This is a genomic window from Myxococcus faecalis (assembly GCF_050039385.1).
Lineage (GTDB): Bacteria > Myxococcota > Myxococcia > Myxococcales > Myxococcaceae > Myxococcus > Myxococcus fulvus.
Genome location: NZ_CP144336.1, coordinates 6,766,619 through 6,793,395 on the forward strand (window position 1 = coordinate 6,766,619; position 26,777 = coordinate 6,793,395).

The window sequence follows — 26,777 nt, forward strand, 5'->3', positions numbered from 1 at the left end:
ACCGGTGGACGAAAGGGCGTAACCCATTCCGCCACGAATCCGTCCGACGCGTGGCGAGGAGCGCTACAGCCGCGTGAAGGTTTGATTGGCAAACGGGTGGCGAGGTCTGACTCATCCCGCGATACGGCGTTGGATGAGCAGTCATTGCCCCGGGCCCGCCGGTGAGGCGCGGGCCCGGGTGCGACAGGCTCAAGGCGCGCCGAACGCCTGGGTCCAGTAGTGCTTGTAGGTGCTGGAGGGCGCGTTGTAGTAGCCGACGCCGATGTGCACGAGCTGCGCGTTCATGATGTTCACGCAGTGGCCGCTGCTGGCCATCCAGCCGTTCACCACGGCCGTGGGCGTGGCGTAGCCCGCCGCGACGTTCTCCGCGGCGCGCCGGTAGGAGTAGCCCGCCGCCGTCATGCGCTGCCAGGGCGTGGAGCCGTCCGAGCCGGTGTGGCTCATGAAGTTGTTGACGCCCATGTCCTTGGAGTGGCGCCGCGCCGCGCACCGCAGCTGGTCGTTCATGGTGAGCGCGGGCGCCGGGGGATAGGCCGTGCCGCCGCAGGTCGCCCCGGCCGCGCGCTTCTGGTTGACGAGCACGAGGACCTGCTCCTCGAACGCGGCCCAGGCCGGGTCCCACGTCGCCACGTCGCTACAGATGGCGCTGGCGGTGACGGAGCCGGTGCCGGAGGGCGCGCCTCCCGTCTCCACGTGCATGGGAGGAATCAGGGTGCCTTCCTCCGGGGCGCCACCGGGGCCACCCGCGGACGGCGTCTCGGGCCCACCACAGCCGCCCATCAGCGCGGCGCCCATCAGGAACAGGGGGACGGAGCTCCATCGCATCGCGAATCCTTTCGAGTCAGAGGTGTGGCCATCTCCGGACGAGATGGTCTCCTCATCCTGGCGAGGACCGACGGGATGTCGAGAGGGAACCCTGCGCCCGGCTGCTCGGGCGAGGGGCCATGCGCTCAATGCGATGCAAATCTTACCAGGACATCGTGGCGCTCCTGGCCCCCTTCCTCACACGTGGCTTGTCTTCCTTTGCCGGCCGGAATGTTCCATCACCCCTGTCCGCGTCACTTCGTGGGAATGAAGCGCGCTACCGGGGCCCCTCGCGGAAGATGGCGCCGGCCAGGGTGGCCACGCTCGTCACGGCCGCGAAGGCGACGAGGGCGGCGGAGACGAGCGCGAAGAGGGTGGGCAGGCCCGCGCCGAAGTGGGAGACGGCGAGCCAGCCCAGGCCCGCGGCGATGAGCATGCGCGCGGTGCCTCCGACGACGGGCCAGAAGACCCGCGCCACGCCCTGGGAGGCGAACCCGAGCACGAAGCCCAGGCCCAGCAGGCCATAGAACGGCGCGACGATGCGCAGGTACAGCGCCCCGGGCGCGAGCACCGCAGGGTCCTGGCTGAACAGGTGCAGCCAGAGGCCGGGCGCCACCGCCACGACGAGTCCGATGGCCGACGTCACCCCGAAGCCCAGCCAGGCGCCCACCCACGCGGTGCGCCGCGCCCGCTCCAACTGCCCCGCGCCCGCGTTGGTGCCCACCATCGTCAGCACCGCCGTCCCCAGCCCGAACAGCAGCGGCACCAGCAGGTAGTCCAACCGGGACGCGATGCCGTAGCCGGCGAGCGCCTCGACGCCGAACAGGCCCACCGCGCCGGTGACGACGATGACCGTGAGGTTCGGCTGCACCGCGCTGAACGCCGTGGGCAGCCCCACGCGCAGGATGTCGCGGACCAGCCGCCCCTCCAGCCGCGCGGGCGAGAGCCGCAGCGAGGTGCGCCCCGACGCCAGGTGCTTGAGGAGCCAGAGCGCGGCACCCAGGTAGAACAGGTCCATGGCCAGCCCCGCGCCCGCGATGCCCAGCGCCGGCAGCGGCCCCACGCCGAAGATGAGCGCCGGGGAGATGACGACGAGGACCCCCGCGCCCGCCAGCGTCACCTTCGCCGGCAGCTTCACGTTGCCCGCGCCTCGCAGCGCCGCCGCCAACAGGTTCACCACCCAGAACGGGATGGCCCCCAGGAACAGGTAGTTCGAGTACTCCACCGCCGCGTCCAGCGCCCCCGCCTCGCCGCCCAGCGCGCGGTAGAGCGCGGGGCCTCCCAGCCACGCGAGCAGCGTGGAGACGAGCCCCAGGCCCACGCCCATCACCACCGCGTGCCACACCAGCGCGTCCGCGTCCTGGCTGCGGTGCGCGCCCACCGCCCGCGCCACCGCGGAGGCCACCCCGCTGCCGATGCCCCCGTTGGACATCATCGTCATCAACATGAAGATGGGGAACACCAGCGACACGCCCGCCAGCGCGTCGGTGCCCAGGAAGCTCACGTACCAGGTCTCCGCCACGCCGACGAAGGACTGCGCCACCAGCACCACCGTGGTGGGCACCGCCAGCTTCAAGAGCGTGGGGAGGATGGGCCCGTGCAGCAGCGCCTGCCGGATGTCCGCGCCCGTGGCGCCCGCCTTCTGCTCGCCGCTGGCCTCGGCCTCCGAGGAGAGTGCGCTCTTCACCTGCATGGTTCCCGCTCCCGCGTGACGTATGATGAGCGTAATATGGTGTCGCGCGGGAGACACCGGAAAAATCCGGGGGAGCTCAGGTGAGCAGGAAGCTGTCGTCGGGGCGTGTGGGTGGGGGGAGGGGCTCGCCGGCCAGCTCCAGCACGGCGCGCTCGATGTTCCGCGTCAGGGCGTCGAGCGGCAAGTCGTTGGGCTCGGTGCCGAAGGGGTCCTCCAGCTCGGAGGTCACCATGTCGAGCGCGATGAACGTGTATGTGACGAAGACGGAGACCAGGGGCGTGGACCAGCCCAGGCTGCCGGCCAGGGCGAAGGGCAGGAGCAGGCTGTAGATGTAGACGGTGCGGTGGAGCATCACGCTGTAGACGTAGGGGATGGGGGTGCTGGCGATGCGCTCGCAGCCGCCGAGCACCTCCGAGAAGCGGTCCAGGTTGGCCTCGAGCGGGGCGACGAGCAGCTCGCCCAGCCGTCCCTCCCGCCGCATCCGGGCCACCCAGTCCGCCAGCGCCAGGATGACGCGGGGGGCGCGCTGGCCGGCCTGCTCCACGCGCTCGCGCACGCCCGGGGGCAGGGCGTCGAGCGCCACGGGGGTGCCGCGCAGCTGGTGGTTGAGCGTGAGGGCGAGGGCGCGGAGCAGGTCCGTCACGTCGCGGCGCTCCTCGGCGGAGAGGGCGGGCGTGGGCAGCGAGAGGGCCTGGCGCATGAAGGAGCGCGAGACGATTTGCAGCGAGCCCCACAGCTTGCGCGCCTCCCAGAAGCGGTCGTAGGCGGTGCTGTTGCGAAACCCCAGGAAGATGGCGAGCGCCACGCCCAACAGGCCGAGCGGACCTTCCCGGAGGTTGAACTTCAGGTCGAAGGGCAGCGGCTGCAGGACGACGGCCAGGCACGCCAGCGCGAGGAAGAAGCCGAGCCGGGGGAAGATGCGTGGCATGACCGAGCCACGCCAGACGAAGAGCATGCGAAGCCAGTGCATTCGCGGGCGGACAATCATGCCGCCCCTGTAACACGCGAGGCCGGGGCAGGGTGGGGACGCCCCGGCCTCGTTGAAGGCGGACTCATCGGGGGCATCCGCGCGGACGAGCCCCCGCCCGTCGGCTCAGCGCACCTCGGGGCAGTCCCTGGCGTGCCTCCAAGGGCTCACAACAGCCTGGTCAGGACGAACGTCACGGACCCGTTGAGCGTGGCGAGCCCTTCTGGCGACGCGCACTTGTTGCCGAGCAGGTCGTTCGCGTAGGTGCTGACCCGCACCATGGTCGCGCCCGCGAACCTCCCCGACCTCACCGTGCCCGTGTCGGTGATGGTCGTCGCCACGTCTCCCACCCCGATGACGGTGGCGGAGAAGAGGACCTCGGACTCTCCCGGGGCTGGGTTTCCCGGCTCACTCCAGATGAGCCGCAGCGTGCCGTAGCTGGAGTGCAGGAGGTCCAGGCACGACGCGGCCTTGATGGGGCCCGTCCGAGGCACGAAGGTGGCGGTCAGTCCCGAGAGCAGGCAGTTGGACAGCACGCCTCCCGCCGAGGCCACCACGTCCTGCGGTTCGTTCTTCAGGGGCGGGTCGAAGGTGGAGATGACCGTGCCTCCGCAGGTCACCAGCGTCAGCAGTCCCTGCTCGGCGGCGCCGACCTCTGCCGGGCTCGTCGAGGCTCCTGGCTCCGGCTCCAGCGCTTCCGGTCCGACACCACACCCCGCGATGACGAGAAGCCCCGCGACGAAGCCCGACACGTGACAACGCATGAATGCCCCTTGGGTTGATGGGCATACATCATACGGATACGTGCCCTGGCGCCGTGGGGACCGACACCTGCGGGCAAGGAGGCTGTCGGGTTCCTGGCGTGACAAACATTGACCAGACGGCACTTGGACCTGGGGCCACATCGAGGATGGGTCAGGTCTGTCTTTGCGCGCGGCGGGTGGGCCTTTCGTGGCGATGTGGGTCCAGGGTCACCTCGCGCAGCCGCGTTCCCACCCGGACGATGGCCTGGAGCACCGGCAGCAGCTCCTCGCCGAGCGGGGACAGGGCGTACTCCACCGAGGGCGGTGACGTGGGCCGCACCTCGCGCGTCACCGCGCCCTTCTCCGTCAGCTCCTTCAGCCGCGTGGTGAGCACCTTGGGTGAGATGCCGGGGATGTCATGCAGCAGCTCGCCGAAGCGCCGCGGGCCGCCGGACAGCTGCCAGACGATGTTGGTGGTCCACGCTCCGCCCAGGAGCGACATGCAGGCATGGATGGGACAGCCGGGCGGTGGCGGTGGGGCCTTGCTCTTGCGCAGCTTCAGGGACATGGGGACTTACCGCCAGGTGAGTGGAGTTACCGCGGGGTGAGTGGAAAGTGCGCTCACCTTAGCCGCACAACTTTCCAAAGGTAACCCAGCCCCGTTACTCATGCGCCGTCGTTCCCATCCACCACGAGGAAGCCGATGAAGCTCTATTTCGCGCCGGGCGCCTGCTCGCTGTCCCCCCACATCGTCGCGCACGAGGCGGGCCTCACGCTGCAGCTCGAGAAGGTCGACACCCAGACGAAGGTCATGCAGTCGGGCGGTGACTTCTGGAAGGTCAACCCCAAGGGCTATGTGCCGGCGCTGGAGCTGGAGCCGGGCGACGTCCTCACCGAGGGCCCCGCGCTGGTGCAGTACCTGGCGGACCTGCGGCCCGAGGCGGGGCTGGTGCCTCCGGCGGGCAGCCTGGAGCGCTACCGCGTGCAGGAGATGCTCGGCTACATCAACTCCGAGCTGCACAAGACCTACGCCCCGCTCTTCCGCAACAACACGTCGGCCGAGGTGCGCGAGGAGCGCACGGCCTACCTGTTCAAGCGCTACCAACTGCTCGAGGAGCGCCTGGCCACGCGCCCCTACCTCTTCGGGGACACCTTCGGCATCGCGGACGCGTACCTGTACACCGTCACCCGCTGGGCGAAGTACGTGAAGGTGGACATGTCCGGCTTCCCGAACCTGCTCGCGTTCATGGAGCGCGTCACCGCGCGTCCCGCCGTGCGCAAGGCGCTCGAGGCCGAGGGGCTCCCTGCCTGACGTCCCGGCCTCACATGCGGGACAGGATTTCGGTCCGCTTCGACTCGTACTCGTCGGGGGGATGTGTCCCGCGTCGACCAGTCGGCGCAGGTCCTCCATCGCCTTCACGGGGTCGTTCTTCCGCTGGAGGCGGATGGCGGTGTGCCACCGCTCCAGGAGGGGGCTCGGACCCGGAGGCCCCTCCGTCAGGCGCGGGCCTGCCCCACGAGGACTCCCCCTGCAATCACCAGGGCGACGCCGATGAAGACGAGCACCAGCTCCTTGCGCGTCTTGTGCTCGCCGAGCAGGAAGACGCCGCCGAGCGTGGAGATGATGACGCCCATCTGCGACACGGTGAAGCCGGTGGTGACGCCCACGCGCTCGTCGGCCAGCAGGAGCGCCAGGTTGCCCGTCGCCCAGATGAGGCCGGGGAGGATGTTGAGCCAGGTCTTCTTCACGAAGGGCCGACTCTCGCCACGCAGTGACAGCAGGAAGGCCGTCGTCAACAGGCCCACCGACTGGGGGAGGATGGCGTCCCAGCCGTTGACGCCGAACCACTTGGGGATGATGACGTAGGCGACCAGCCCCGCGCCGCAGAGCAGGAGCGCCGTGAGCCCCGCGTTGCGCTGGGCGGGGCTCGCGGTGTCGCGGACCTCCTTGTAGGACGTCATCGCGACGCCCAGCATCACCACGACGAGCCCCGTCGTCCCCAGCGCCACCTTCGCGGTGGTGGGCCACTCGTGGAATACCAGGACGCCAATCAGCGAGGTGCCGAGCAGTTGGAGGCAGACGATGGCGGGCATCGCCGTCGACACGCCGAGCAGCGCGAACGAGCGGAACTGGTTCGTCTGGCCCACCGCGCAGCAGGCGCCGGAGGCGAAGCCAGCCAGCACCACCGTGCGCGACAGGTGCGGTGAGACGACGTTGAGCGCGAACAGGGCCAGCGCCAGCGCGCCCAGCGTGCTGCCCAGGACCTGCTGCTTGGGAAGACCGCCCACCTTCGCGACGAGCAGCGGTTGGATGCCCCAGCACAGGGGCGGGATGAGCACGACCAGGTTCTCCAGGCTCATCCCCATGCTCCCCGCCTACGGCCCCCCGGAATCTAGGGCTGGAGGACGTGGCGGGAATCGGCCCCGTGGGCAGCGCCATGTGGGGCGGGGGACAGTGACGGCGTTGTCCCTCCGCCCGAGGGCCGGCTACGGGCGGTGGCTGCGGCGCTGCTGGAGCAGCCAGTCGTAGAGCTCGAGCGTGGCGTAGGCGGTGTCCCACGTCGAGCCGTCGTGGCGTCCACCCGGGATGACGGTGAAGCGCATCGCGCTGGAGCCCGCGCCGCAGCGGGTGTCCAGCCAGTTCTTGAGGTTGCTCGGGCGGCTCGGCGTGTCGAACTCGCCCTGGAAGGACCAGATGGGCAGGGACTTGAGGTTGCAGACGTTCGCGTCGTTGGTGGGCGTGGACGTGAAGGCGATGGGGACGATGGCCGCGAGCGGCCCGCTGTCCGTGATGCCCTGCTCCAGGCTCCGGTTGCCGCCGCCGCTCAGGCCGGTGAAGTAGATGCGGTCCGTGTCCACGCGGTAGTCCTTCCTGGCGTCCTCGACCAGGGCCAGCAGCGCGTCGTTGTTGAACCAGCCCGTGCCCGAATTGGTGAAGGGCAGCCGCTGGTTCGGGGAGATGACGATGGCCTTCATCGCCGCGCGGAAGCTGGCGGAGTTGAACTGCCGCGCCAGGCCCTCGGGGTTGGCGAGAACGCCGGAGCGGTCCGTGGCCAGCGTGGCGCCGCCCAGGCCGTGCAGCGCGATGATGAGCGGCCAGCGGGTGGTGCGGTCCGCGTTGTACTGCTGGGGCAGGAACAGGGCGTAGTCGTAGCGGACGTTGCGCACCAGCGTCTGCTGTCCGGCGGCGCACGTGGTGGGCGCCGTCGACGCGACCCCGGGTCGGCCCGACAGCTCCAGCTCGCGCAGTCGGCAGTAGGGCTGGTCCTTGCACACCACCCGGACCTTCGTGGTGGTGACGGGCGCGGTGAAGGTGAGCGAGCGCTGCGTGGTGTTGGTCGGGTTGCCCTCCACCACGGAGCCCGGAATCGTCTTCCAGCAGCCGCCGTCCCAGCTCTGCAGCTCGAACGCGGTCATCGCGTAGGACGACGTCGCGCTGGTGGACAGGTGCAGCGTCGCGCCGTGCACTTCGTGGGCGCTCCCGAGGTCGACGTCGAAATAATTGTGCGTCTGGAAGTGGTAGCCGGACTCCCAGCGCGTGGTGAGGTTCCCGTCCACGGCGTTGGAGGGCGGCAGGTTGGCGTTGCTGCTGCCGGCGGAGACCGGCTTGCCGAGTGCCACGTTGGTGAGCGTCTGGGGCGCGGGGGCCACCGTCACGCTGACCTCGTCCGTCCCGGTGGCGCCGTCATTGTCGGTGGCGGTGAGCCGGAAGACGGCGGTGCCGACCGTCAGTCCCGTGACGCTCAACGTGGCGGTGCTGGCGCCGGAGAGCGTCGCGGTGGGACCGCTCACCTGTGTCCATGCCAGCGAGACCACCGTGCCGTCCGCGTCGGTGGCGCCGCCGCTGAAGGTGACGCTGTTCGTGGGCAGGGTGATGGCCTGGTCCGGGCCGGCGTTGGCCACCGGCGGGATGTTCACCTCGGTGGCGTGCGGCGTGCCGAAGACCCACAGCTCCTTCACGCGGCAGTTGTCCGCGAGCGGGTCCTTGCAGGAGAATCGCACCTTCTTCGCCGTCACCGGCTGGGTGAACGTCGTCGACACCGCGATGCTGGTGTTGTTCGTCTGGCTCGCGCCGGGGATGGGCTTCCAGCCCGTGCCGTCGTCGTAGAACAGCTCGTAGCTCTTGATGGGCCGGTCGGCGCGGAAGCCCGTGTAGAGCTCCATGCGCACCAGGTCGAATGTCCCCTGCAGATCGATGTCCAACAGGCGCGTCTCGTTGTAGACGCCAGGGCACCAGCGCGAGTCATCGCTGTTGATGTCCCCATCCACCGCGTACTCCGGCAGGAAGCTGCCCTGCGTGGCGCTCGCGGTGGCGGGCTTGTGGAGCGTGACGTTGATGGGCTCCGCGAGGGCCGCAGCCTGTCGCGAGAGGGCTTCAGGGCCGCCAGCTTCCTCGGGGGTGCCACAACCCAGCAGCACGCCCATCACCAGGGTGCACAGTCGAGACGGAATCCTTCGCATGGTGTCCTCCTCCTCGGGCTCTTGGAGAAGAACGGGGCCGCTCGCGGCAAGTCTCATGGCCTCCGTGTTTTGTGCGGGTGTACCGTCCACCCGGGTACCGAGAGGTGGGGAACATGCGCGTCGCAGTCGCTCCTGGATGGCTCGTGGTGTTGCTCGTGTCCGCGTGTGCACACCCTGCCTCCTCGGAGCGGACGGGGGCCACGGGGTGCTCGGCACCCGGGACCCTGTGCTGGGACTTCGAGGAGGGGCGACTGCCGGAAGGCTGGACACCGTTCCGTGACGAGTTCAGCGGCCAGCTCCTCGTGGATGCCACGCGTGCACATGGTGGCAGGTATGCGCTGCACGCGAGCCAGCTCGTCGGGGGGCGCGAAGGCGAGCAGGGCGGTCCGAAGAAGACGGTGCGCTTCCAGCTCCCGAAGGACTTCGGCCCCGTGCTCTGGGGGCGTGTCCACGTCTACGTGACACCCGCGCGGCCGGCCTCGCACGCGGGGCTCTTCAACGCGCGGTATCCGCGCCCGGGGAGCCAGGACACCGCGTTCGAGGCGCTCGACTGGTACGAGGTGGCGACGTACCAGGAGAAGTACATGGCCATCTGGCATCCGCCGGAGCCGCCCGGCTTCCCGGAGTGGGTGCAGGTCTCCGACACGCCCCTCGTGCTGGACCGGTGGGCCTGCGTGGAGTGGCTCTTCGACGGCGCGCACGGTGACGCGCCCCAGGCCGCCGAGCCCCGTGTGTGGCTCGACGGCGTGGAGCTGAAGTGGCCTCGTACGTTCGTCTTCTCCGACCCGCCCACCGAGGCACCGTTGATTCGCGAGAAGGCTCGCGACTTCACGGTGCTGGAGGCGGGGGTGTTCCTCTACCAGGGGCTCTCCACGCCCACGGACTGGTGGCTGGATGACCTGGCCGTGGGCCCTCGGCGCGTGGGCTGCGAGTGATGGCGGGCTTCAGGCTCCGCCCGTGGGGTCGTGGAGCTTGAGCACGTAGAGGAAGTCCGGGACGGTGAGGCCGCGCGCCACGACGATTCCATCGCGCAGGATGAGCGTCTCCTCCAGCGAGTCGTGGAAGTGCGCCAGGGGCGTGGTGTCCAGGCGGCGGTGGAACGCGACGGGCGCGTCGCCGAGCACCTCCCAGTACGCGCGGCGTGTCACCTCGTCCGGCGGCGCGTTGCCGTCGAGCACCTCCCGGGGCGCGCCCGTGGCGAGGTCGAAGAAGCGCGTCTTCTGGTCATCCGAGCGGGTGACCAGCACGTCCCCCTCCATGGCCACCTCGAACGGCAGCGCGGGGTGCGGCACCTCGTACAGCCGCCGCCCCGTGTCCGCCTCGTACAGGCGCACCCGGTCGTCCAGCGTACACACCGCCACCCGCGAGCCATCCGCGGAGAACCGCGCGGCGATGACCGGCTCCTCGGAGACCTGGAGCACGCGCCGGAAGCCCGCGGGCAGGTCGAGCAGCTCCAGCTCCCCCGTGGCCCGGCCCACCGCGATGCGCGGCACGCGCTCGGCCGCCGTGTACGCCACCGCGGGCTTCATCAGGGCCTGGGTGTCGAGCACGAGCCGCCCCGTCTTCACGTCGTGCACCTGGAGGCGTGAGAGGGCCTCGTAGCCCGACACGACATGGGCGCCGTCCGGCGTGAACTCCACCATCGTGACGACGGCCTCGGGGCCCTTCAGCGTGTGGAGCAGCCGTCCGTCGGCCACGCGCCACACACGCACCACGCCCAGCTCGAACGTGCCCGCGAGCAGCGTCGAGTCCGGGGAGAAGGTCATCACCTGCTCCATCGTCATCTTCCGGGACGCGTCCCGCCCCTCCAGCGGCTTGTCGGTCAGCTCCGTCGTCGGCGTCATGCGCGCCACGTCGAACAGCTGGATGCCCCGCCGCCAACCGTCATCCAGGTAGCGCGTGACGGGATAGGCGGCCCACGCCTCGTTCGGGCTCAGGTTCCAGGGATGAAGGCCGGAGTCGTGGGCATCACGGGGCGGCTCGCGCACGCGGCCCTGGGCGTCGATGACGAGCATGCCGTCCATCCGCTTCGCGACGGCCAGGGTCCCCTCGGCCCGCCCCCACAGCTGCTTCACGCGGTGCTGCTCGGACAGGAGCCTGGGCGGAATGGGCGCGTCGAGCCGGCTCATGAGCACGCCGCCATCGACGGCCGTCAACGCGAAGTGCCTCAGGTCCGGCGAGAAGGCCGCGCCGCGCTCATGCCCGTCCGAGGAATAGGGTCGCGACCACACCGTGGCGCCGTCCTTCACGTCCAGCACCTCCAGCCGGTCGTACCCCAACAGGCCCAGCCGCGAGGTCCCCAGCCACTGCACGTGGGAGTAGCGCGATTGGCCCTGCAGGCCGCGCACCCGCTGCCAGGTCTTCGTCTCCGCCACGCCCACGTCGTCGAGGTCCGCCCACGCGAGCCACTCGCCGTCCGGACTGAAGGCCACCGTGCTCACGGAGCGCTGCGCGTCCAGCCGCGCCACCTGCTCGCCCGTGGACACGTCCCACACGCGCACCGTGTCGTCCGACGCGCCCGACACGAGCCAGCGGCCCGAGGGATGGAATGCCACGCTCAGCACCGACTGCTGGTGCCCCTTGAGCGTGCGGACCTTCTCGCCCGTGTCCAGGTCGTACAGGTGGATGCGCCAGCCCAGGTTGCCCACCGCGAGCAGCGTGCCGTCCGGGCTGAAGGCCACCGACGTCACCTGTCCCTCCTGGCGCCCGAACACGTGGAGCTGCTCGCCCGTCTCCACGTCCCACACGCGCGCGTCGTGGTCCCTAGAGCCCGAGGCCAGTCGCTTGCCGTCCGGGCTCCAGGCAATCCCACGCACCTCACCCTCGTGGCCCTCCATCGTCTGGAGCCGCTGGCCCGTCGCCACGTCCCAGACCTGGACGTTGTCGCCGTCCTCGTGTGAGCCGGTGGCGAGCCGCGTCCCCGTCGCATCGAACGCCGCGCACAGGACGTGGGCCTCGTGCCAGAGGTACGTGTCGGCGCCGTCCAGTGCGCCACGCAGCGGCAGCAGGGACTCCACCCAGGCCGCGCCGCCGGAGGCCTCGCGCTGTCGTCGCCACCATGCCGCGAGCTGGTACAGGTGCGCCTCCGGGTCGTCCCAGGGGCCCTGTCCCGTCGTGGCGTAGTGGGGCGCGGCGTCCGGCGCGTCGTACCAGCGCAGTCGGTTGTAGAGGCACTGGAAGAGGGTCTCGGGGTGCTCGCGCAGGAAGTCCGCGTCGAGCGCGACGGCCTTGCGCAGCACGCCGAGCGTCTGGGGGCCCACGGTGGGCCCGTCCTCGTGCAGCACGCGCGTGTCCGCGGGTGTCCGGGCGAGCGCGTCGTCGAGCGCGGCGAGCAGTCCGTCCACCCCTTCGGCGGCGAGGAGGGATTCGAGGGTGGAGAGCTCGGTGAGGGAGGCGAGGTCGTGGGGCATGGAGGGCCGCATTCTCGCGGCGACCCTCCATCGGGTTCAATGGGTGCGACGGGTCTGCGCCGTGCCGGTGGCGCGCGAGCCCTCGGAGGCCGGGGTGTCGCGCAGGGCGTGGACGGCCTCGACGATGTGTGTCGCGTCGATGCCCGCCGCGCCGAGCAGCTCCTCGGGCTTGCCGGAGCCGGGCAGCTTGCGCACCGCGAGCCGCTTCACGCGCGGCAGGGGCTCGGCGCCGTCGGAGAAGGCCTCCAGCACCGCGTCCGCGAGGCCGCCCTCGGCCCAGTGGTCCTCGACGACCAGGAGCCGGCCCTGGGTCTCCTTCGCGGCCTGCCGCAGCGTCTTCACGTCCACGGGCTTCACCGAGTACAGGTCGATGACGCGCACGGACACGCCCGCGTCCTGCAAGCGCGCGTGGGCCTCCAGCGCTTCATGCAGCGTAATCCCGGCGGACACAATGGTGACGACGTCCCGGTCGGAGCGTCGGAGCACCTTGCTGCCGCCGATGGGGAACTCCTCGGTGGGCGCGTAGAGCACGGGCGTCTTGGCGCGCGTGGTGCGCAGGTAGCTGATGCCGGGCAGGTCCACCAGGGCGGCCATCAGTCGGGCCGTCTGGTTGGCGTCGCTCGGGTAGAGCACGGTGCTGCCGGCGACGGCGCGCATCATCGCCAGGTCCTCCAGCCCCATCTGCGAGGGACCGTCCTCGCCGATGGACACACCCGCGTGGCTGCCGCACACGTGCAAGGTCGCGTTGGACACGGCGGCCATGCGCAGCTGGTCATATGCGCGCGACAGGAAGGCGGCGAAGGTGCTGACGAAGACGCGCTTGCCCAGCACCGCCATGCCCACGCCGCTGGACACCATGTTCTGCTCGGCGATGTACATCTCGAAGTACCGGTCCGGGTGCGCCTTGCGCAGCTCCTCCGAGTACGTGGAGTTGGACACCTCCGCGTCCAGCGCGACCAGGTCCGGGTGCGCGTCCCCCAGCGCCGCGAGCGCGTCGCCGTACACCTTGCGCGTGGCGACCTTCTCGTCCGTGGCGTAGGTGGGCAGCTTCAGCGGCCCGGCGGCGGGCTTCGCGGTGGGCTTCGTCACCTCCGGCTTGCGCACCTCGAAGCGCAGGTTCCGCTCGCCGCCGAGCTCCTGGATGGCCTCGCGCGCCTTGTCCTCGGGCAGGGGCTTTCCGTGCCAGTGCTCATGGTTGGCGATGAGCGAGTAGCCATGGCCCTTCTCCGTCTTGAAGACGAGGCACGTGGGCCTGCCCTTCGTGGCCTGGGCCTCGGCCAGCGCGCGGTCGATGGCGCCCAGGTCATGTCCGTCCACGGCCAGCGCATGCCAGCCGAACGCACGCGCGCGGGCGACATAGGCCTCGCCGTTCCAGCCCAGCTCCGTCTCGCCGCTCTGGCCCAGGCGGTTCATGTCGATGAGCGCGCACAGGGTGTCGAGCTTGTAGTGCGCGGCCTTGTCGAACGCCTCCCAGACCGAGCCCTCCGCCGTCTCGCTGTCGCCCATCATCACGTACGTGCGGAAGCGGCGCTGGTCCAGGCGCGCGGTGAGCGCCATGCCCACGCCGATGGCCAGTCCCTGGCCGAGCGAGCCGGTGGCCACGTCCACCAGCGGCAGCACATGCGGGTTGGGGTGTCCCTCCAGGCGACTGCCGAACTGGCGCAGGGTCAGGAGCTCCGCGTCGTCGATGGCGCCCGCCGCCTTGAACGCGGCGTAGAGGACCGGGCAGGCGTGGCCCTTGGAGAGCACGAAGCGGTCATTGTCCGGGGCGTGCGGGTGCTGGAAGTCGAAGCGCAGGTACTTCTGGAACAGCACCGCGACGATGTCCGCCGCGGACATGGACGAGCTCGGATGTCCGGAGCCCGCCGCCGTCGTCGCGCGGATGCTGTCGACCCGCAGCTGCGCCGCGAGCCCTGCCAGTGTGTCTGCCATCGTCTCTCTCCAGGCTGGGGGACCTCCGTAGGGTGTTGATGGCGGGGCCCCGGGTGAAGCGGCGCGGGCGCGCGCGGGGAGAGGGCGGACGAGGGGCCTCTCCCCGCAGGGCAACCCGACGAGGGGGCTCCCGTGTGCAGGCCCGCTCACGCTCCGGCGCGCGTGGGCAGATTCAGAGCCAGGGGTGTGAACCGCCATGAATCCACTGCGTCAGCTCGAGGAATTCGGCCAGGCCGTCTGGGTGGACAACCTCCAGCGGAGCTACATCACCCAGGGGACGCTCCAGAAGCTCATCACCGAGGATGGGCTCAAGGGGCTGACCTCCAACCCCACCATCTTCCAGAAGGCGGTGTCGGGCAGCGAGGACTACGAGGACCTCTTCCAGGCCGCGCGGGGCCAGGGGCGCTCGGCGGGTGACGTCTACGAGCAGCTCGCCGTGCGCGACGTGCAGGGCGCCGCCGACATCCTGCGCTCCGTCTACGACGCGCTGAAGGGGAAGGATGGTTACGCCTCGCTCGAGGTCTCCCCGCGGCTCGCGAACGACACGAAGGCCACGCTCGACGAGGCGCGCAGGCTCTGGAAGACGCTGGACCGGCCCAACGTGATGATCAAGGTCCCCGGGACGGAAGCCGGGGTGCCCGCCATCGAGCAGCTCACGGCGGAGGGGCTGAACGTCAACGTGACGCTCCTGTTCAGCCAGGAGCGCTACCGGCAGGTCACCCACGCGTACCTGACGGGCCTGGAGCGCTTCGCCAAGGCGGGCGGAGACTTGAGCAAGGTGTCCAGCGTGGCCTCGTTCTTCGTCAGTCGCATCGACGTCGCGGTGGACAAGGAGATTCAGCAGCGCCTGAAGGCGGGCGTCACCGCGGAGCAGCGCAAGGTGCTGGAGTCGCTGCACGGCAAGGTGGCCATCGCCAACGCGAAGCTCGCCTATCGCATCTACCAGGAGGTCTTCAGCAGTCCGCGCTGGAAGGCGCTCTCGGCGAAGGGCGCCAAGGTGCAGCGGGTGCTGTGGGCGAGCACCAGCACGAAGGACCCGAAGCTGCGGGACGTGCTCTACATCGAGGAGCTGATTGGCCCCGACACCGTGAACACGATGCCGCCGGCGACCATCGATGCGTTCCGGGACCATGGCAAGGTGCGCACCACGCTGCTGGAGGACCTGGCGGGCGCGAAGGAGACGATGCGCCAGCTGGAAGCCGGTGGGGTGTCGATGAAGAGCGTCACCGAGCGGCTGGCCGTGGACGGCGTGCGGCTCTTCGAGGAGTCGTTCGACGCGCTCCTGAAGGCGGTGGAGGCGCAGTTGAAGAAGTCATAGGCGCCAGGGCCTCGAGGGACTTCCGATGGGGCGTCTCCCGGAGGTAGTCCCAGGCCTCGGTGTCCTCGAGCCGCGTCTCCGTCTGGGACAGGAGCTCCAGCAGGAGCTTCACGAGCGAGCCCTCGTCGCGAGGCGCGGCGTGGGGGCTCTTGCGCAAGGCACGCTGGATGGCGACGGAGACCTGACGGGCGTGGTGGTCGGACGCGCTGGCCACCCGCGCGAGCGTCGTGGCCCAGCGCTTGAGCTTCACGAGGCCGGTGGTGCGCAGCTCGCCCATCGTCGCGCCCAGCTCCTGTTCCGAGAGTCGCCCGGTCTCGAGGGCGGCGATGGCCGCGTCCACGCTCACGCCGGACTCCCCGGGCTTCTTCGCCGCGAGCCCGAGCGCGAGGACCAATCGCGCCATGGGGCCCAGGTGCAGCCAGGGATGGAGCAGCTGCTCGTAGCACGCGGCGTTGCCCCAGCTCGCCTCGAACCAGTCCAGGTTCCCGGCCAGCTCCTCCGCGCGGCTGGCGAAGCAGGCCTCCATCCCCGCGGGCCAGAGCGTCGCCGCCCAGCGCGCGTAGGGCTTGTCCACGCCGCCGTACTTCGCTGAGAGCACCTGGCTCGGGAGGTCTCCGCGCGTCGCCTTGGGCTTGGGCTTCGTCGACACGTGCAGGTCGTGGAACGTGTACTCACCGGAGCGCCGGGCCTTCACGGTGAAGGTGTGGACACTGGGGGCGGTGTCTCCCCGGTGCCTGCGGCCCATGGCCAGGAGCGCCTCGGGGCCGCGAGGCTCGGTGCGTCCGCGCCCCGAGGCCCAGTCGATGAGCTTCAACGTCTCCACGTGGGGCTGGCCCTTGCGTGACGGAGCCGGGGCCGTGCGTGATTCTTCCGCAGGCGCGAGCCGGGACAGGGCGAGACACAGGTCCGTGGGCGAGGGCTCGGTGGCACTCGCGAGCACGCGCTCCACCAGTGGCTCCGGCGCAATCCAGCCGCCCGCGTGCGTGGGGAACGACAACAGCCCGTCGGTGTGCCCCTTGTCGAGCGCGCGAGCGATGTCCAGGAGGCGCGCGTCCAGCAACGGGAGGAAGACCTTGTGCGCGGGCGAGAGCGGGGTCTTGGGAAGCTCGCGCAGCGCGGTCACGGCCTGTCCGTGAGGCGCGAGCCACGCGAGGGCGAGGCTGGCGAGGCGGAAGGCCATGGGCTCCTGGTAGGGATTCGCGCACGACTTCTTCGCCCGCTTGCCCAGCGCGGAGGTCTTTCGCGCGAAGTCCTCGGGGCGCTGTCCTCCGAGTCGGGCCACGCCGTCCAGGAGGCGCTCGACCTCCATCGGGTCGCTCGCGTCCTCGAGGCCCGCGGAGAAGGCCGCGATGAGCGAGTCGAGGTCCTCGATGGGGGCCACGGCGAAGCGGGGCTCGCACGGCGACACCGGTCCGTGGTGGGGCGGCGGTTCGATGGGGGTTGCCTTCGGCGGGGTGTCGCGGACGGCGCCGAGCCACGCCTGGACCTGCTTGCGCAGCGACGCGGCGACGCCCTCCATGCGCTCCTCGACGGCGGCGCGCAGGGCGGCCTCGGGGACGCTCGCCAGGGACGTCAGGGCCTTGAACACCGCCTTCTGGACGTCCACCTCCTCGTGCGCGAGGCCCGTGCATAGCGAGAGCAGGACACGCTGACGGGCGTCCGTGGTCTCCCGCTCGGCCAGGGCCAGCAGCCGCTTCGTCGCCTGTTGCGCGGCGGCCTTGTGGCGGGCGAGGAGTACGGGCTCCAGCGCGGGCCGCAAGGTGGACTCGGGGAAGGGATGGCGCCCGTCCAGCGTGCCCACCACGTCGAGCGCGAGGCTGACCGTCGCCGGGAGGGTGCTGCCCAGCAGGCGCAGATAGCGCTCGCGGTGTCGCTCCAGCTCCTCGTGCGTCGGCTCCAGTGATTGATGGAAGCGTGAGAACCAGCCCGCGCGGAAGGCCGCGAAGTCGCGCTCCAGGGCGCCCAGCGTGGCGTCCAGCAACCGCGCGCGGTCCAGGGTCCCCTGGCGCATGTGTCTCAGGAACGTCTGCATCCAGGTCTTGGCGTCGGGCGTGTACTTGTCCCTCGCGGCGAGGCTCAGCTCTCCGCCGCCTTCGACCTCGAAGAGGTGCCACACCTCGTCCTCGCGCACGCGCGGGTCGGCGTCGAGCGGGTTCGGGACGAAGCGCACGTCCACGCTCAGCAGGCTCAGGATGTAGTTGTCGTGGGTGGGGCGCCGTGACACGCCCGCGCGCACCAGCTTGCGGGCCACGGCGCCGAAGACGGCGTCGAGCGCGACCAGCCGCTCGGCCGCGTCCTCGAGCCCGGGAGCCTTCAGCTTCACGGCGACCTGGGCGGTCTCTTCGGGCAGCGCGGACAGGTGCATCCGCTTCCACTCGGAGGGAGGGACGCAGAAGAAGGACAGCAGGGCCAGCGCTTGGATTCGCGGCGGGAGCGTCTGGGTATAGGGCTCGTCCCGGAGCGCCTTGATGCGGTCTGGCAGCTCGGCGCCGAGCTGCCTGCGCTCGGCCTGGGTCAGGCGCTCCAGCAGGGCGGTGCTGGCTTCGAGGCTCGGCGCGGCGAGGAGGGAGTCGAGGAGGAGGGCGCTCATCGGGAATCGTCGTCCTCGGCGCGATGGACGTGCAGCCGCGCCGCGAGAAGGTGTTTGCACGGCCCGCGGTCCAGCGCGTGCTTTGAGAACCAGGGACAGCCACAGCGCAGGGGCTCACCCTCGCCATCCAGCAGCACGTGGTACGTGACGTCCGAGCCGCGCACCCAGAACGCTCCGGGCGCCTTCGCGTCGGCTTCCACCGCGCCCGCCGCGAGCAGGGCCCGGGCATCGGCGAGTCGCGGCGCGAGGGCCTCGACCTGCGCGAAGTCGAAGGGCAGCTCACGGTGGAAGAAGGCGGCCGTCTGGGAGTCGAACCCCACCAGCCCTCGCACGCCGAGCACCTGGAGGCCCTGCCGCACGAGCTCCTCGGGGGCGCCCAGCTTGCGCGCCAGCGCCCGCGGCTCCAGCACGGCCTCCCAGCGGAGCTCCGCGCGCAGCGTGCTCAGCACCTGCTCCACCTGGCCCTGCTGCGCCAGGGCCGTCAACGCCTGGCCCTCGCCGGAGAAGCCGCGCCAGACCTCGCTCGAGAGCGCCAGCGTGAAGCGTGGCGCGCCCAGGTCGAGCACGAAGGCGCTGGCCTGTCCCCGAGGGTCCGCGTGCAGGACGAGCCGCCTCGCGAAGGGGACCAGGTCCTCGAGCACCCGGAGCCGCTCCAGGCCGGTGATGCGCATCGCGCCCTTCGCTTCGGTGGAGCTCAGGCGGACGGTGCGCCCCTGGGGCACCAGGTAGTGGATGCTCTTGTCGGCGCGGGTCCGGGGGAGTCCTCGCAGCAAGCGCAGGGCCTCCGTCGCGGACAGCTCGGCGAAGGGCGTGAGGCGCGACAGGTAGGCCTGCACCTCGGCGAAGCCCTTGAGCCAGCGCAGGGGCAGGGGGACCTTGCGCTCCACCACGCGTGTGTCGCCTCGCTGGAGCGCCACCTCCGCGTGGCCGACGGACAGTGAGAGGGGTTCGTCCTCTCGCACGGTGGACAGGGCCGCGCGCATGGCGGCGTTGAAGTCCACGTTCGTCGTGCCGAAGGACGCGACGTCTCCCTCGTAGGCGGCGGGGGGGAGGTCCACGCGGGCGTAGGTGCTGGCGCAGCCCGAGAACCCCTCGAAGCGCAGCATGCCTCGCCCGCACGTCACCACCGGGTCGGCCTCGCGCAGGATGCGGTTCAACATGGCGGGCGGGATGAAGAAGCGCGAGCCCACCACGCGCGAGAGGGCTCGCAGCGACAGCGCCGTCAATCGGGGTTGGAGCAGGCGCCCCTCGAAGAAATACGGCTGGGGTGCGCCGCCGCCCGACGTCATGAGCCGCAGCGCGTGCCCCTTCTCCACGGGGACGAGCTCCGAGGGGCCCGCGTACAGATAGGTGTGGTTCAGCGCTGTCATGGTGGCCGGTCGCCCAGGCTATCGCGGTGGGGCGACTCGACCAACCGCGTGGCGCTGACCCACACATCCAGAGCGGGCTTCTGGCATGGTGCCGCGGACATGCGACGACTCCTCCTGGCCTGGTTGTGCTGCTGCGTCCCGTCCCTCGTCCTCGCGCAGCCGGTGGTGAAGGAGGAGTGGGTCGTCACCACGGACATGTGGGGCAACGCCCTGCACCAGGGGCTCACGCTGGAGCGCTCGGGGAAGAAGCTGTCCGGCACGTTCGACGGTGACGCGCTGGAGGGCGAGCGCACGGGCAACGAGGTCCGCTTCACCGTCACCGACTCGCGTCAGGCGCGCTACGTCTACACGGGGAAGGTTCGGGGTGACCGGCTGGAGGGCACGGCGGACGTGCCGGACACGAACGACAAGAAGGCGCGGGTGAAGCGGGCCTTCACGGCGCGCCGGATTCCGGAGCGACCCGCGGGCCCGCCGCGTCGGCATGAGTTCACCCCGACGTCGTGGTCGAACGAGTTCTCCGCGGACCGGGCGCCGGTGCTGACGGTGTGGTCCGGGGACACGGTGAAGACGACGACGCTCGACTCCGGTGGCATGGATGAGCGCGGTGTGTCGCGCGCGCTGTATGGCAATCCGCAGACGGGGCCGTTCTTCATCGGGGATGCGCGGCCCGGGGACATGCTGGCGGTCCACTTGAAGCGCCTGCGATTGAACCGGAGGAGCGCGGACAGCCTGGACAGCATCGTCGGGCGGGCGATGACGCCGCTGTTGGCGTCGAAGGCGACGGAGCTGGGCAAGCCGGTGCGCTGGACGTTGGACTGGGAGAAGGGCGTGGCGCGGCCGGAGACGCCCACGGAGAAGCTGAAGGCCTTCACGGTGCCGCTGCGGCCGATGCTGGGCGGGCTGGCGGTGGCGCCGGGCTTCGGGTCGCCGCCGGTCTCCACGGGGGATACGGGGCGCTTTGGCGGCAACATGGACTTCAACGAGGTGGTGGAGGGCAACACCGTGTATCTGCCCGTGTTCCAGCCGGGGGCGCTGCTCTACGTGGGGGATGCGCACGCGGGGCAGGGGGATGGTGAGACGTCGCAGTTCGCGCTGGAGACGTCGATGGAGGTGGAGCTGACGGTGGAAGTCATCCGCGGCAAGGCGCCGTCGATGCCGCGCGTGGAGTCCCCCACGCACCTGATGGTGCTGGGACAGGCGGGCTCGCTCGACGATGCCCTGCGCCAGGCGACGAGCGGGCTGACGCAGTGGCTGGCGCAGGACTACGGGCTGTCGCTCTCGGAGAGCGCGCAGGTGATGGGCACGAGCGTGCAGTACGTCGTCGCCAACCTCGCGGGCCGCAGCGTCGGTGTCGCGGCGAAGCTGGACAAGGCGCGGTTGGCGCCGCTGCGGCCGGCGGGGAAATAGCTCTCGCGGGCAGGTTTCCCGTCTACTTCGGGGCCGGTTCGACGATTTCTAGATCGGAGCCACTCCAGCCCCAGACCTTGATGCCGTCGGGAGTCATCTGCACTTCGACGAGTCCTCCATCGGGCGCCTCGTCTGGACCGGGGCCCTGGGCCTGGATATTGACATGCGCTTTGGGGGCGAGTTCCTTGACCTCTCCCCACGGCTCGACGGTCAGCCAGGTTGCTCGCTCGAGTTGATTCTTGACGCGGATGACCAGACGGATTGGCATTCCCGTGACTTAACTCCGGACCTCCTCTCCATTCCATTCGATGCGCGGCATCGTGTCGGACTGGGCTGAGAACCTCTGCCCTTCTCCATCCCCAGACGGGGGCTTTCGAGGAGGCGTCGATGTTCTCGCATCGGAGCTGGGCCGTCGTGTTGCCGCTGCTTCTTCCTGGTGTGGGAAGGGCGGAGGAGCCCATTGTCCCTCCTCTCTGGGAGGAGGCAGAAGCCGTCATTCGCGAGCTGGAGGCGGCCTCTCCTCCTGTCGAATCCGACGCGACGTCGTCCTGGACGAACGTCCTGCGGCTGGAGAGCACGACGTGGACGTTGTTGCCCCGAAGTGGGGCGGGAGGGGCCGAGGGCTTCGTGCAGGTGGAGCCCATGGTGGCGTTGGACCAGGGCGAGTGGATCCGCCTCAACGTCGGGGCCCCCCTGCGGCTGCGGTTGTGGGGCGACAGCGCGGGGGCTGGCCTCGTGAGGAAGGAGGACTGGGACACGCTGTCCGATTGGGGGCAGGTCATGCGCCTCTTCTCCGTGGGCGTCGATGCGTCCAACGCGGTGTGGGCGGGGCGGATGGAGGGCTACTCCCTGCTGTCCGGGCACCTGGTGCGGCGCTACAGCAACCAACTGAACCCGGACTACCACCCGGCGGGTCTGGGGGCCTCGGGGACGCTGGGGCCGGTGTACGCGGAGGCTTTCGTCTCGGACCTGTTGGGCGCTCGCCTCACCGGCGCGGAGGTCGCGCTGGATGTGCAGCATGTCCTCTTCGGACGTCCCGCTGTGCCCGGGCGCTACACGCTGGCGTTCTCAGCGGTCCACGACTGGGGAAGGGCGGGCGGTGTATCGGCGCCGATGACGCTGGCGCATGTGGATGGCACCGCCGTGGTGCTGAGGCGTCGGAGTCGGGACACGGGCCTCGAGGTCCACGTGTTGGGAGGATGGGGCGGACGTCCTGGCGAGGGCGGCGCGTGGGGCGCGGTGGCGGGCCTGGGGTTGGAGGCCGTGTCGTCGACGGTGGATTTGCGCGCGCGACTGGAGGGGCGGCTGCAGCGAGGCGGCTTTCGACAGGGCGCCTTCGGTCCGGACTACGAGCTGGCGCGCTTCCAGGTGGCGGGCTCGTCCCCGGCGCCGCTGGCGGAGTCGTCCTTCCCTCGCGGCGGCTCGGCCTACGGCGAGGTGATTCTCGGCTGGGATGCAGTGCGCCTGAGCGGCATGCGACAGCGCCACGTCTTCGTCTCCCTGGGCGTTGAAGCCTTCACGTGGGGCCGGGTGGACGTGGATGGGCGCATGGAGGCGCAGCTCTTCCATCGTGACTTGAGCCTGGGTGTGAGCGGGCTGGCGATGGGGATGGGCCAGTCGAGGGCGCGCTACCTCGTGTCGGCGGAGGCGCGGTGGCGCTTCCTCGGCGGGCGGCTGTTCGCCGTGGGGCAGGGCGGCACGTTGCTGTTTCCCACGCCGGAGCGCGCGTTGCGGCCTGGGGCGTTCGTTGGCGTCGGGCTGGGGGTGGACAATGTGCGTTGATCGCTCGCCGCGTGGCGGAGTCCTCCTCTCATGGGTCCTGGCGCTCCTCACGGCGGGATGTGCCGCGCGGGCTGGCTCGGATGTCGCCCTGGTTTCGTTCGCGAGCCGAACGCCGATGTCCGCGCTGGAGCGCGGCGCCGTCGCGAGCCTTCCCACGGGTGACGCGCCGGACGACGAGGCGGAAGTGGGCCCCTTGCTGCACCGTCGTCGTGCTCCGCAGCTGCTTCCTGGGCCGGGCGTCCGCAGTGAGACCGCGCCTCTTCCGGTCGCCGATATCCAGGCCAGCGCTTGCGGTGAAGCGCCTCCGGGATGGCCACGCCTGTCCACGGACGAGGAGGTGCTGGCGCCCTTCCTGGGATGCACCACGCCAGCGGCCTTCCTGGCCCTGCAGCGCACGGTGGACATGCCTCGGCTGGTGCAGTCCCTCTCAGACTGGAATGCCGTCCGGCTGGGCGCTCTGGGTCCACTGGAAGCAGCGGCCGCCACCGTCCTGCTCAAGAAGCGCGTCGCGTTCCTGGCCACCGTCGCCGAGAAGCATGGCCCGGGGCAGGCGGAAGTCCTCGTCCTCTTCGTCCTGCACACGGCCTTCGACGACGAGGTGCGGGAGATGCTGCGTCTGCTGGCCGAGGACAAGCTGCTGAGTCGGGCCCTGGGGGGCATGGAGGTCGTCTCCGAGGAGCTGCGTCAGCGCGGCATGGCGCTGGTCGACTTCCCGGAGAGGGACTTCCGCGCGAGAGATATCGCGCGAGGACTGGGAAGAGCGGCGGACGACGTCGCGTCCTCCATTCCGCTCGTCGCTGGAAGCCGGAGCGTGGAGGCGTCCTCGCTGCCCGCGCAGCTTCCACCGGTCTACCGGACCGCGTACCAGGAGGTGGAGAAGGCGCGGTACCTGGGAGCCTTCGCGCCCGGCAACGTGGCTCTGGCTTCTTTCGACCACCTCAGCTTCGGTGTGCCACTGGGGTTCTACTCGCTGGCCGCCGGAACGGCGCAAGGCGGAGCGTCTCTCGCGAAGGGAGAGTACGAGGAGGCCACGCGACAGCTGGCGCCCGCGGCGCTCCTGGTGGGCCTCTACGTGGGAGGAACAGGGGCGCGTTCCTTTCGCGACATGGGCCAGACCAGGCGGGAAGGAACACCGCTGCAGGTGACGGTGCCTCGCGTCGAGGCGCTGAAGGCCGTGCTGGAGCGGTTGAAGTCGCGGACGGAGACGAACTCCGTGGGCGACTTGGCTCGCCACCTCCAGGAGCGTCGGGAAGCGGCCGTCCTGGTTGCGGAGTGGGGGGAGGCCGGGGCGCTGGCCCTCCATGAAGCGGGCGGTCACCCGGCTCGAGCGCAAGCCTTGTTGGCGGTGAGGCACGGCGAGTCCGCGAGGCCGCCGCCGAAGGGTGGCGGTGGGAGGGGCAGGTCCTCGTCAACGCTCGATTCGGCAGGCCTCCCCGCCGAAGTGGCGGAGGCGAAGTTCCGGCAGGTGGAGGCCGAGGTCGGAGGGGCCCGGCTATCGATGGACGTTGTTGCCCTGAGGGCACATCGCGATGCGCTCACGAAGGCCGCGCCTCGTGGTGCGGAGGTGCATCCCCTCTGGTCGGATTACCTGGCGTATCTGGAGAAGCGGGCCGCTGAAATCCAGCAGGGCCTGGCGTCGAAGGGGCCGCTACCGTGGGCCGGTTACCAACTGGTGCGCGAGCGATACGCACGAGGTCTGGCCTTCGAGAGGGAGATGGTCGGCATCCTGGAGGCGGACGCGGCCTTGCCGAGAGCGCAGCGGCGATGGCTGCGGGACTTCGAGCTGCCGCGCATCGAAACGCACGTGGGGGTGTTGAAGGCGGACCTCCGCTTCGCGGACGTGCTGGTCATCGAAACACGGCCAGCTCCCGGGCAGGCTCCGCGTGTGGAGACCTTCAGCTTCAAGAGTCGGGACTTCTCTCGGACCGAAGTCGGTGCGCTCAAGAGGCAGATGAACGAGGACGCAGGCATGGCCATGCGGTACTACGGTGAGACCTTGAGCATCCGCCGTCCTGGAATCGAGCAGTTGGCGCAAGTCCAGAGGGTCCGCGTCGTTTATGATGGCGGTAGTCTCAGGCCTGCAAACCCCAAGGCAGAGAGAGCAGCCGTGCGAGAAACCGAGCACGAAGTCGAGGGAGTCGAGGTGTTGTTCCGATGAAGGTCTCAGCAGCGCGAAAATACGATGCTGAGGACCACCTCACTCTCTCCTTCGAGGCGACGTACGACCCCACCGCCGACCTGAAGTCAGAACTGGCTCCGCTTCTGGAGGCGCTCGAGGCGCGAGCAGGTGCGTGGATGCCGGACTTCGTCGAAGGCTCACGCCCGTATCCCTACTCACGAAGTGCCGTCCTGACCGCACTGGAGGAGAATCGTCGACGGAGGAGCACCTCTGTCAGCCTTTCTCAAACGTCGGGGCACCTGGCGGACATGTCCGTTGGGCTCTGGCTGCCGCCGTCCGGGAAGAGGATTCATGTTTATATTTCGGTCCAGCCGATTGCGCTCTTCGGCGACGCCGCGCTTTGCCAGGGGTTCATGGACATGGTGCGAGCCTGGGCTTCTCATTACCCGGTGACTCTCGCCACTGCGAACAGTGTCGCGGAGGAGCAGTTGGTCGATGCCGCCAATCAAACGCGCGATGCGGTGGCCTCGGAGACGCTGGACGCCGACGGGATTCATGAAGTGGCCTGGCTGAATATCTTCGGTCCCAAGCAAGTGGCATCCGTGGGCCGCGAGCGGGTACTCTCGACGCCTGCATATCGGGTCGAGGAGTTTCCCAGTGGCGCGGTGCTCGTGGTGCTTCGACCCACCGCCGCCGACTTCGCCAGTGACGAGGCGCGGGTGGTTCAGGCCCGTGCCCTGGTCCATTTGAGGCCCGACCTGGATTTCGACGCGGTGCTCCGCGCGCTGCGGGCGCGCAGTGCCGCGCTTGCTCCCGTGGAGCCTCGCTTCCACCCGGACCTTGCTCCTCTTCTCTCGCGCCTGATACCCGAGCTCAGGCTCAGCGAGCGCCAGAGGAAGATCGCCGAGCTCAACGCCTGGCGCCCATCGGAGCCAGAAGAGTGGCTCCCTGCCGCCCTCCCTGCGGACGTCGAGGACCCGGAGCGCGCCCTCGCCCACTTCGACGAACTGTCCGAGAGCCTCGTGGCGGCATTGCACGTCAACATCCCGAGCCTCTTCGATGCGACGCCCGAGTCGCTCACGGACCTCGACCTCCATTTCTTGAAGGAGCGCTTCCCGGAGCGGTACCTGAGGGACTTCATCGACGAGCACACCGTGCCGGCCCTGGGGGCCTACCTGGGCAACGTGCTGGTGCGGCGGCTCAATGGAACCTGGGTACCTCGGCGGAAGCTGGAGGAGTCCCAGGTCCGTGTTGGCAATCGCGTCTGGTTGCCCTTCCTCCGCGCGCGCCGGTGCATGCAGTCCAGCCAATCACTGCTGGACTGCTCGCTGACGCAGTTCTTCCTCGAGGCGACGCGGCGCCGTTCCTGACGGACGCGGCCCTTACTCCCAACTGCTCCCGTTCCACGTCCGGGTGACATTCACCGTGGACGCCCCCGTGGTCTCCACCCACCTGAGCACGGGGCGCTCCTGCACATCCCAGCTCAGCACGGGCTGGGACGCGACGGAGTCCTGCGCGTCATTCACGTTGAGCACCCCACCCAGCGGATGCCACGCCTGCCCATCCCAGCGCGCCGCGCGCAGCTCCACGTTGCTGAAGTGGGGCGACGCCTTCTTCAGCCAGGCGACGGTGGGAAAGCCCCGCTCATCCAGCGTCAGCGTGAAGGTGTTCACCGCGCTCCCCGGCGGCCCACCCAGCCGCAGGTCCACCGGACCGACTCCGTCCCCGAGCTTGCGGTACACCGTGTTGTTGAGCACCGGCCCCGAGCGCTTCACATACACGCGGTAGACATCCTCCGCGTAGTTCGTGTTCACCTCCAGCGTCTCACCCGTGTCCCCAATCCACGCCACGACGCACCCGTCGAACCCCTGGTCCGAGTAGTACGCCTGGAGCACCTGCGGCGTCAGGTAGTCCTTGTAGAGGTCGCAGTAGGGGAGGTTCGACCCCGCGTCCCGGATGGCCTGCAACGTCAGCCCCACGCGGGGCGGCAACGCGGTGAGCGCCTGTGACGACGAAGCCGCGTCAAACGACGGTGACACGGCGTCCTCTTCCGCGCAGCCCGCGAACAACCCCGCGCACACCACCGCCGTCAACAAACCCCGAGCCTTCCTGCCTGGGACGAATCGCATGTGAGCCACTCCTGTGGGAGGTGAAGCGGCCCAAAGCTAGGCATGCGAGTCT

20 protein-coding genes are annotated in these 26,777 nt (G+C 70.1%); 7 read left to right on the forward strand and 13 right to left on the reverse strand.

The window, feature by feature from the left end; genetic code table 11:
* Nucleotides 1-189: 189 nt before the first annotated feature.
* From VZQ01_RS27210 to VZQ01_RS27230, 5 genes are all read right to left on the reverse strand, one after another.
* Nucleotides 190-825, reverse strand: a complete 636-nt coding sequence (locus tag VZQ01_RS27210; protein WP_223751336.1) for a CAP domain-containing protein — start codon at nucleotides 823-825, stop codon at nucleotides 190-192.
* Nucleotides 826-1,081: 256 nt separating this feature from the next.
* The gene (locus VZQ01_RS27215; RefSeq protein WP_426745085.1) at nucleotides 1,082-2,497 is read right to left on the reverse strand and encodes an MATE family efflux transporter; all 1,416 of its coding nucleotides are present in this window, start codon (nucleotides 2,495-2,497) and stop codon (nucleotides 1,082-1,084) included.
* Between the two features lie 76 nt (nucleotides 2,498-2,573).
* Nucleotides 2,574-3,467: a bestrophin family protein gene (locus VZQ01_RS27220; protein WP_426745086.1), complete on the reverse strand. Its 894-nt coding sequence runs from the start codon at nucleotides 3,465-3,467 to the stop codon at nucleotides 2,574-2,576.
* Nucleotides 3,468-3,631: 164 nt separating this feature from the next.
* Nucleotides 3,632-4,228, reverse strand: coding sequence for a hypothetical protein (locus tag VZQ01_RS27225; protein ID WP_223751339.1), 597 nt, complete (start codon nucleotides 4,226-4,228; stop codon nucleotides 3,632-3,634).
* Between the two features lie 151 nt (nucleotides 4,229-4,379).
* Nucleotides 4,380-4,775: a winged helix-turn-helix transcriptional regulator gene (locus VZQ01_RS27230; protein ID WP_267699551.1), complete on the reverse strand. Its 396-nt coding sequence runs from the start codon at nucleotides 4,773-4,775 to the stop codon at nucleotides 4,380-4,382.
* A gap of 135 nt (nucleotides 4,776-4,910) precedes the next feature.
* On the opposite strand from VZQ01_RS27230, the gene gstA reads away from it, so the two are divergent.
* Entirely contained in the window at nucleotides 4,911-5,519 is a 609-nt protein-coding gene (gstA, locus tag VZQ01_RS27235) for a glutathione transferase GstA (RefSeq protein WP_426745087.1), read from the forward strand.
* 185 nt (nucleotides 5,520-5,704) lie between these two features.
* On the opposite strand, the gene VZQ01_RS27240 is transcribed toward gstA, so the two are convergent.
* Together VZQ01_RS27240 and VZQ01_RS27245 are read right to left on the reverse strand one after the other, a co-directional pair.
* Nucleotides 5,705-6,568 carry a GRP family sugar transporter gene (locus VZQ01_RS27240; protein WP_426745088.1) on the reverse strand — a complete coding sequence of 288 codons (864 nt, stop codon included), beginning with the start codon at nucleotides 6,566-6,568 and terminating at the stop codon, nucleotides 5,705-5,707.
* Between the two features lie 126 nt (nucleotides 6,569-6,694).
* Nucleotides 6,695-8,668 carry a discoidin domain-containing protein gene (locus VZQ01_RS27245; protein ID WP_426745089.1) on the reverse strand — a complete coding sequence of 658 codons (1,974 nt, stop codon included), beginning with the start codon at nucleotides 8,666-8,668 and terminating at the stop codon, nucleotides 6,695-6,697.
* 113 nt (nucleotides 8,669-8,781) lie between these two features.
* Here VZQ01_RS27245 and VZQ01_RS27250 point away from each other — a divergent pair, with 113 nt between their 5' ends.
* Nucleotides 8,782-9,603, forward strand: coding sequence for a hypothetical protein (locus tag VZQ01_RS27250; protein WP_426745090.1), 822 nt, complete (start codon nucleotides 8,782-8,784; stop codon nucleotides 9,601-9,603).
* Nucleotides 9,604-9,612: 9 nt separating this feature from the next.
* Here VZQ01_RS27250 and VZQ01_RS27255 read toward each other — a convergent pair whose 3' ends face one another.
* Together VZQ01_RS27255 and VZQ01_RS27260 are read right to left on the reverse strand one after the other, a co-directional pair.
* Complete coding sequence (locus VZQ01_RS27255) at nucleotides 9,613-12,090, reverse strand: WD40 repeat domain-containing protein (RefSeq protein ID WP_426745091.1); 2,478 nt, start codon at nucleotides 12,088-12,090, stop codon at nucleotides 9,613-9,615.
* Nucleotides 12,091-12,114: 24 nt separating this feature from the next.
* Entirely contained in the window at nucleotides 12,115-14,010 is a 1,896-nt protein-coding gene (locus VZQ01_RS27260) for a transketolase (protein WP_426745092.1), read from the reverse strand.
* 196 nt (nucleotides 14,011-14,206) lie between these two features.
* On the opposite strand from VZQ01_RS27260, the gene tal reads away from it, so the two are divergent.
* Nucleotides 14,207-15,328 (forward strand): transaldolase, encoded by a 1,122-nt coding sequence (gene tal / locus VZQ01_RS27265; protein ID WP_426745093.1) that lies wholly within the window; start codon nucleotides 14,207-14,209, stop codon nucleotides 15,326-15,328.
* On the opposite strand, the gene VZQ01_RS27270 is transcribed toward tal, so the two are convergent.
* A complete protein-coding gene (locus VZQ01_RS27270; RefSeq protein ID WP_426745094.1) occupies nucleotides 15,234-17,918 on the reverse strand; it encodes a DUF6493 family protein in 2,685 nt (894 codons plus the stop codon). The genes tal and VZQ01_RS27270 overlap by 95 nt on opposite strands.
* Complete coding sequence (locus VZQ01_RS27275) at nucleotides 17,915-19,288, reverse strand: SWIM zinc finger family protein (RefSeq protein WP_408889221.1); 1,374 nt, start codon at nucleotides 19,286-19,288, stop codon at nucleotides 17,915-17,917. Before VZQ01_RS27275 ends, VZQ01_RS27270 begins: the two co-directional genes overlap by 4 nt.
* Before the next feature lie 99 nt (nucleotides 19,289-19,387).
* Between VZQ01_RS27275 and VZQ01_RS27280 the strand changes: the two genes are divergently transcribed.
* Nucleotides 19,388-20,695 (forward strand): acetamidase/formamidase family protein, encoded by a 1,308-nt coding sequence (locus tag VZQ01_RS27280; RefSeq protein WP_426745095.1) that lies wholly within the window; start codon nucleotides 19,388-19,390, stop codon nucleotides 20,693-20,695.
* Between the two features lie 22 nt (nucleotides 20,696-20,717).
* On the opposite strand, the gene VZQ01_RS27285 is transcribed toward VZQ01_RS27280, so the two are convergent.
* Nucleotides 20,718-20,963 carry a hypothetical protein gene (locus VZQ01_RS27285; protein ID WP_408889223.1) on the reverse strand — a complete coding sequence of 82 codons (246 nt, stop codon included), beginning with the start codon at nucleotides 20,961-20,963 and terminating at the stop codon, nucleotides 20,718-20,720.
* A gap of 119 nt (nucleotides 20,964-21,082) precedes the next feature.
* On the opposite strand from VZQ01_RS27285, the gene VZQ01_RS27290 reads away from it, so the two are divergent.
* The 3 genes from VZQ01_RS27290 (at nucleotide 21,083) to VZQ01_RS27300 (ending at nucleotide 25,966) form a co-directional block, all read left to right on the forward strand.
* Nucleotides 21,083-22,477, forward strand: a complete 1,395-nt coding sequence (locus VZQ01_RS27290) for a hypothetical protein (protein ID WP_426745096.1) — start codon at nucleotides 21,083-21,085, stop codon at nucleotides 22,475-22,477.
* Between the two features lie 115 nt (nucleotides 22,478-22,592).
* Nucleotides 22,593-24,635 carry a hypothetical protein gene (locus VZQ01_RS27295; protein WP_426745097.1) on the forward strand — a complete coding sequence of 681 codons (2,043 nt, stop codon included), beginning with the start codon at nucleotides 22,593-22,595 and terminating at the stop codon, nucleotides 24,633-24,635.
* Nucleotides 24,632-25,966: a hypothetical protein gene (locus VZQ01_RS27300; RefSeq protein ID WP_426745098.1), complete on the forward strand. Its 1,335-nt coding sequence runs from the start codon at nucleotides 24,632-24,634 to the stop codon at nucleotides 25,964-25,966. Before VZQ01_RS27295 ends, VZQ01_RS27300 begins: the two co-directional genes overlap by 4 nt.
* A 12-nt stretch (nucleotides 25,967-25,978) precedes the next feature.
* Here VZQ01_RS27300 and VZQ01_RS27305 read toward each other — a convergent pair whose 3' ends face one another.
* The gene (locus VZQ01_RS27305; RefSeq protein ID WP_426745099.1) at nucleotides 25,979-26,725 is read right to left on the reverse strand and encodes a hypothetical protein; all 747 of its coding nucleotides are present in this window, start codon (nucleotides 26,723-26,725) and stop codon (nucleotides 25,979-25,981) included.
* Between the last annotated feature and the right edge of the window lie 52 nt (nucleotides 26,726-26,777).

What these genes read in the sequence shown, in the direction of transcription:
- VZQ01_RS27210 (WP_223751336.1), bottom strand. Translation starts at nt 825, where the DNA reads ATGCGATGGAGCTCCGTCCCCCTGTTCCTGATGGGCGCCGCGCTGATG.
- VZQ01_RS27215 (WP_426745085.1), bottom strand. Translation starts at nt 2,497, where the DNA reads ATGCAGGTGAAGAGCGCACTCTCCTCGGAGGCCGAGGCCAGCGGCGAG.
- VZQ01_RS27220 (WP_426745086.1), bottom strand. Translation starts at nt 3,467, where the DNA reads ATGCACTGGCTTCGCATGCTCTTCGTCTGGCGTGGCTCGGTCATGCCA.
- VZQ01_RS27225 (WP_223751339.1), bottom strand. Translation starts at nt 4,228, where the DNA reads ATGCGTTGTCACGTGTCGGGCTTCGTCGCGGGGCTTCTCGTCATCGCG.
- VZQ01_RS27230 (WP_267699551.1), bottom strand. Translation starts at nt 4,775, where the DNA reads ATGTCCCTGAAGCTGCGCAAGAGCAAGGCCCCACCGCCACCGCCCGGC.
- gstA (WP_426745087.1), top strand. Translation starts at nt 4,911, where the DNA reads ATGAAGCTCTATTTCGCGCCGGGCGCCTGCTCGCTGTCCCCCCACATC.
- VZQ01_RS27240 (WP_426745088.1), bottom strand. Translation starts at nt 6,568, where the DNA reads ATGAGCCTGGAGAACCTGGTCGTGCTCATCCCGCCCCTGTGCTGGGGC.
- VZQ01_RS27245 (WP_426745089.1), bottom strand. Translation starts at nt 8,668, where the DNA reads ATGCGAAGGATTCCGTCTCGACTGTGCACCCTGGTGATGGGCGTGCTG.
- VZQ01_RS27250 (WP_426745090.1), top strand. Translation starts at nt 8,782, where the DNA reads ATGCGCGTCGCAGTCGCTCCTGGATGGCTCGTGGTGTTGCTCGTGTCC.
- VZQ01_RS27255 (WP_426745091.1), bottom strand. Translation starts at nt 12,090, where the DNA reads ATGCGGCCCTCCATGCCCCACGACCTCGCCTCCCTCACCGAGCTCTCC.
- VZQ01_RS27260 (WP_426745092.1), bottom strand. Translation starts at nt 14,010, where the DNA reads ATGGCAGACACACTGGCAGGGCTCGCGGCGCAGCTGCGGGTCGACAGC.
- tal (WP_426745093.1), top strand. Translation starts at nt 14,207, where the DNA reads ATGAATCCACTGCGTCAGCTCGAGGAATTCGGCCAGGCCGTCTGGGTG.
- VZQ01_RS27270 (WP_426745094.1), bottom strand. Translation starts at nt 17,918, where the DNA reads ATGAGCGCCCTCCTCCTCGACTCCCTCCTCGCCGCGCCGAGCCTCGAA.
- VZQ01_RS27275 (WP_408889221.1), bottom strand. Translation starts at nt 19,288, where the DNA reads ATGACAGCGCTGAACCACACCTATCTGTACGCGGGCCCCTCGGAGCTC.
- VZQ01_RS27280 (WP_426745095.1), top strand. Translation starts at nt 19,388, where the DNA reads ATGCGACGACTCCTCCTGGCCTGGTTGTGCTGCTGCGTCCCGTCCCTC.
- VZQ01_RS27285 (WP_408889223.1), bottom strand. Translation starts at nt 20,963, where the DNA reads ATGCCAATCCGTCTGGTCATCCGCGTCAAGAATCAACTCGAGCGAGCA.
- VZQ01_RS27290 (WP_426745096.1), top strand. Translation starts at nt 21,083, where the DNA reads ATGTTCTCGCATCGGAGCTGGGCCGTCGTGTTGCCGCTGCTTCTTCCT.
- VZQ01_RS27295 (WP_426745097.1), top strand. Translation starts at nt 22,593, where the DNA reads ATGTCCGCGCTGGAGCGCGGCGCCGTCGCGAGCCTTCCCACGGGTGAC.
- VZQ01_RS27300 (WP_426745098.1), top strand. Translation starts at nt 24,632, where the DNA reads ATGAAGGTCTCAGCAGCGCGAAAATACGATGCTGAGGACCACCTCACT.
- VZQ01_RS27305 (WP_426745099.1), bottom strand. Translation starts at nt 26,725, where the DNA reads ATGCGATTCGTCCCAGGCAGGAAGGCTCGGGGTTTGTTGACGGCGGTG.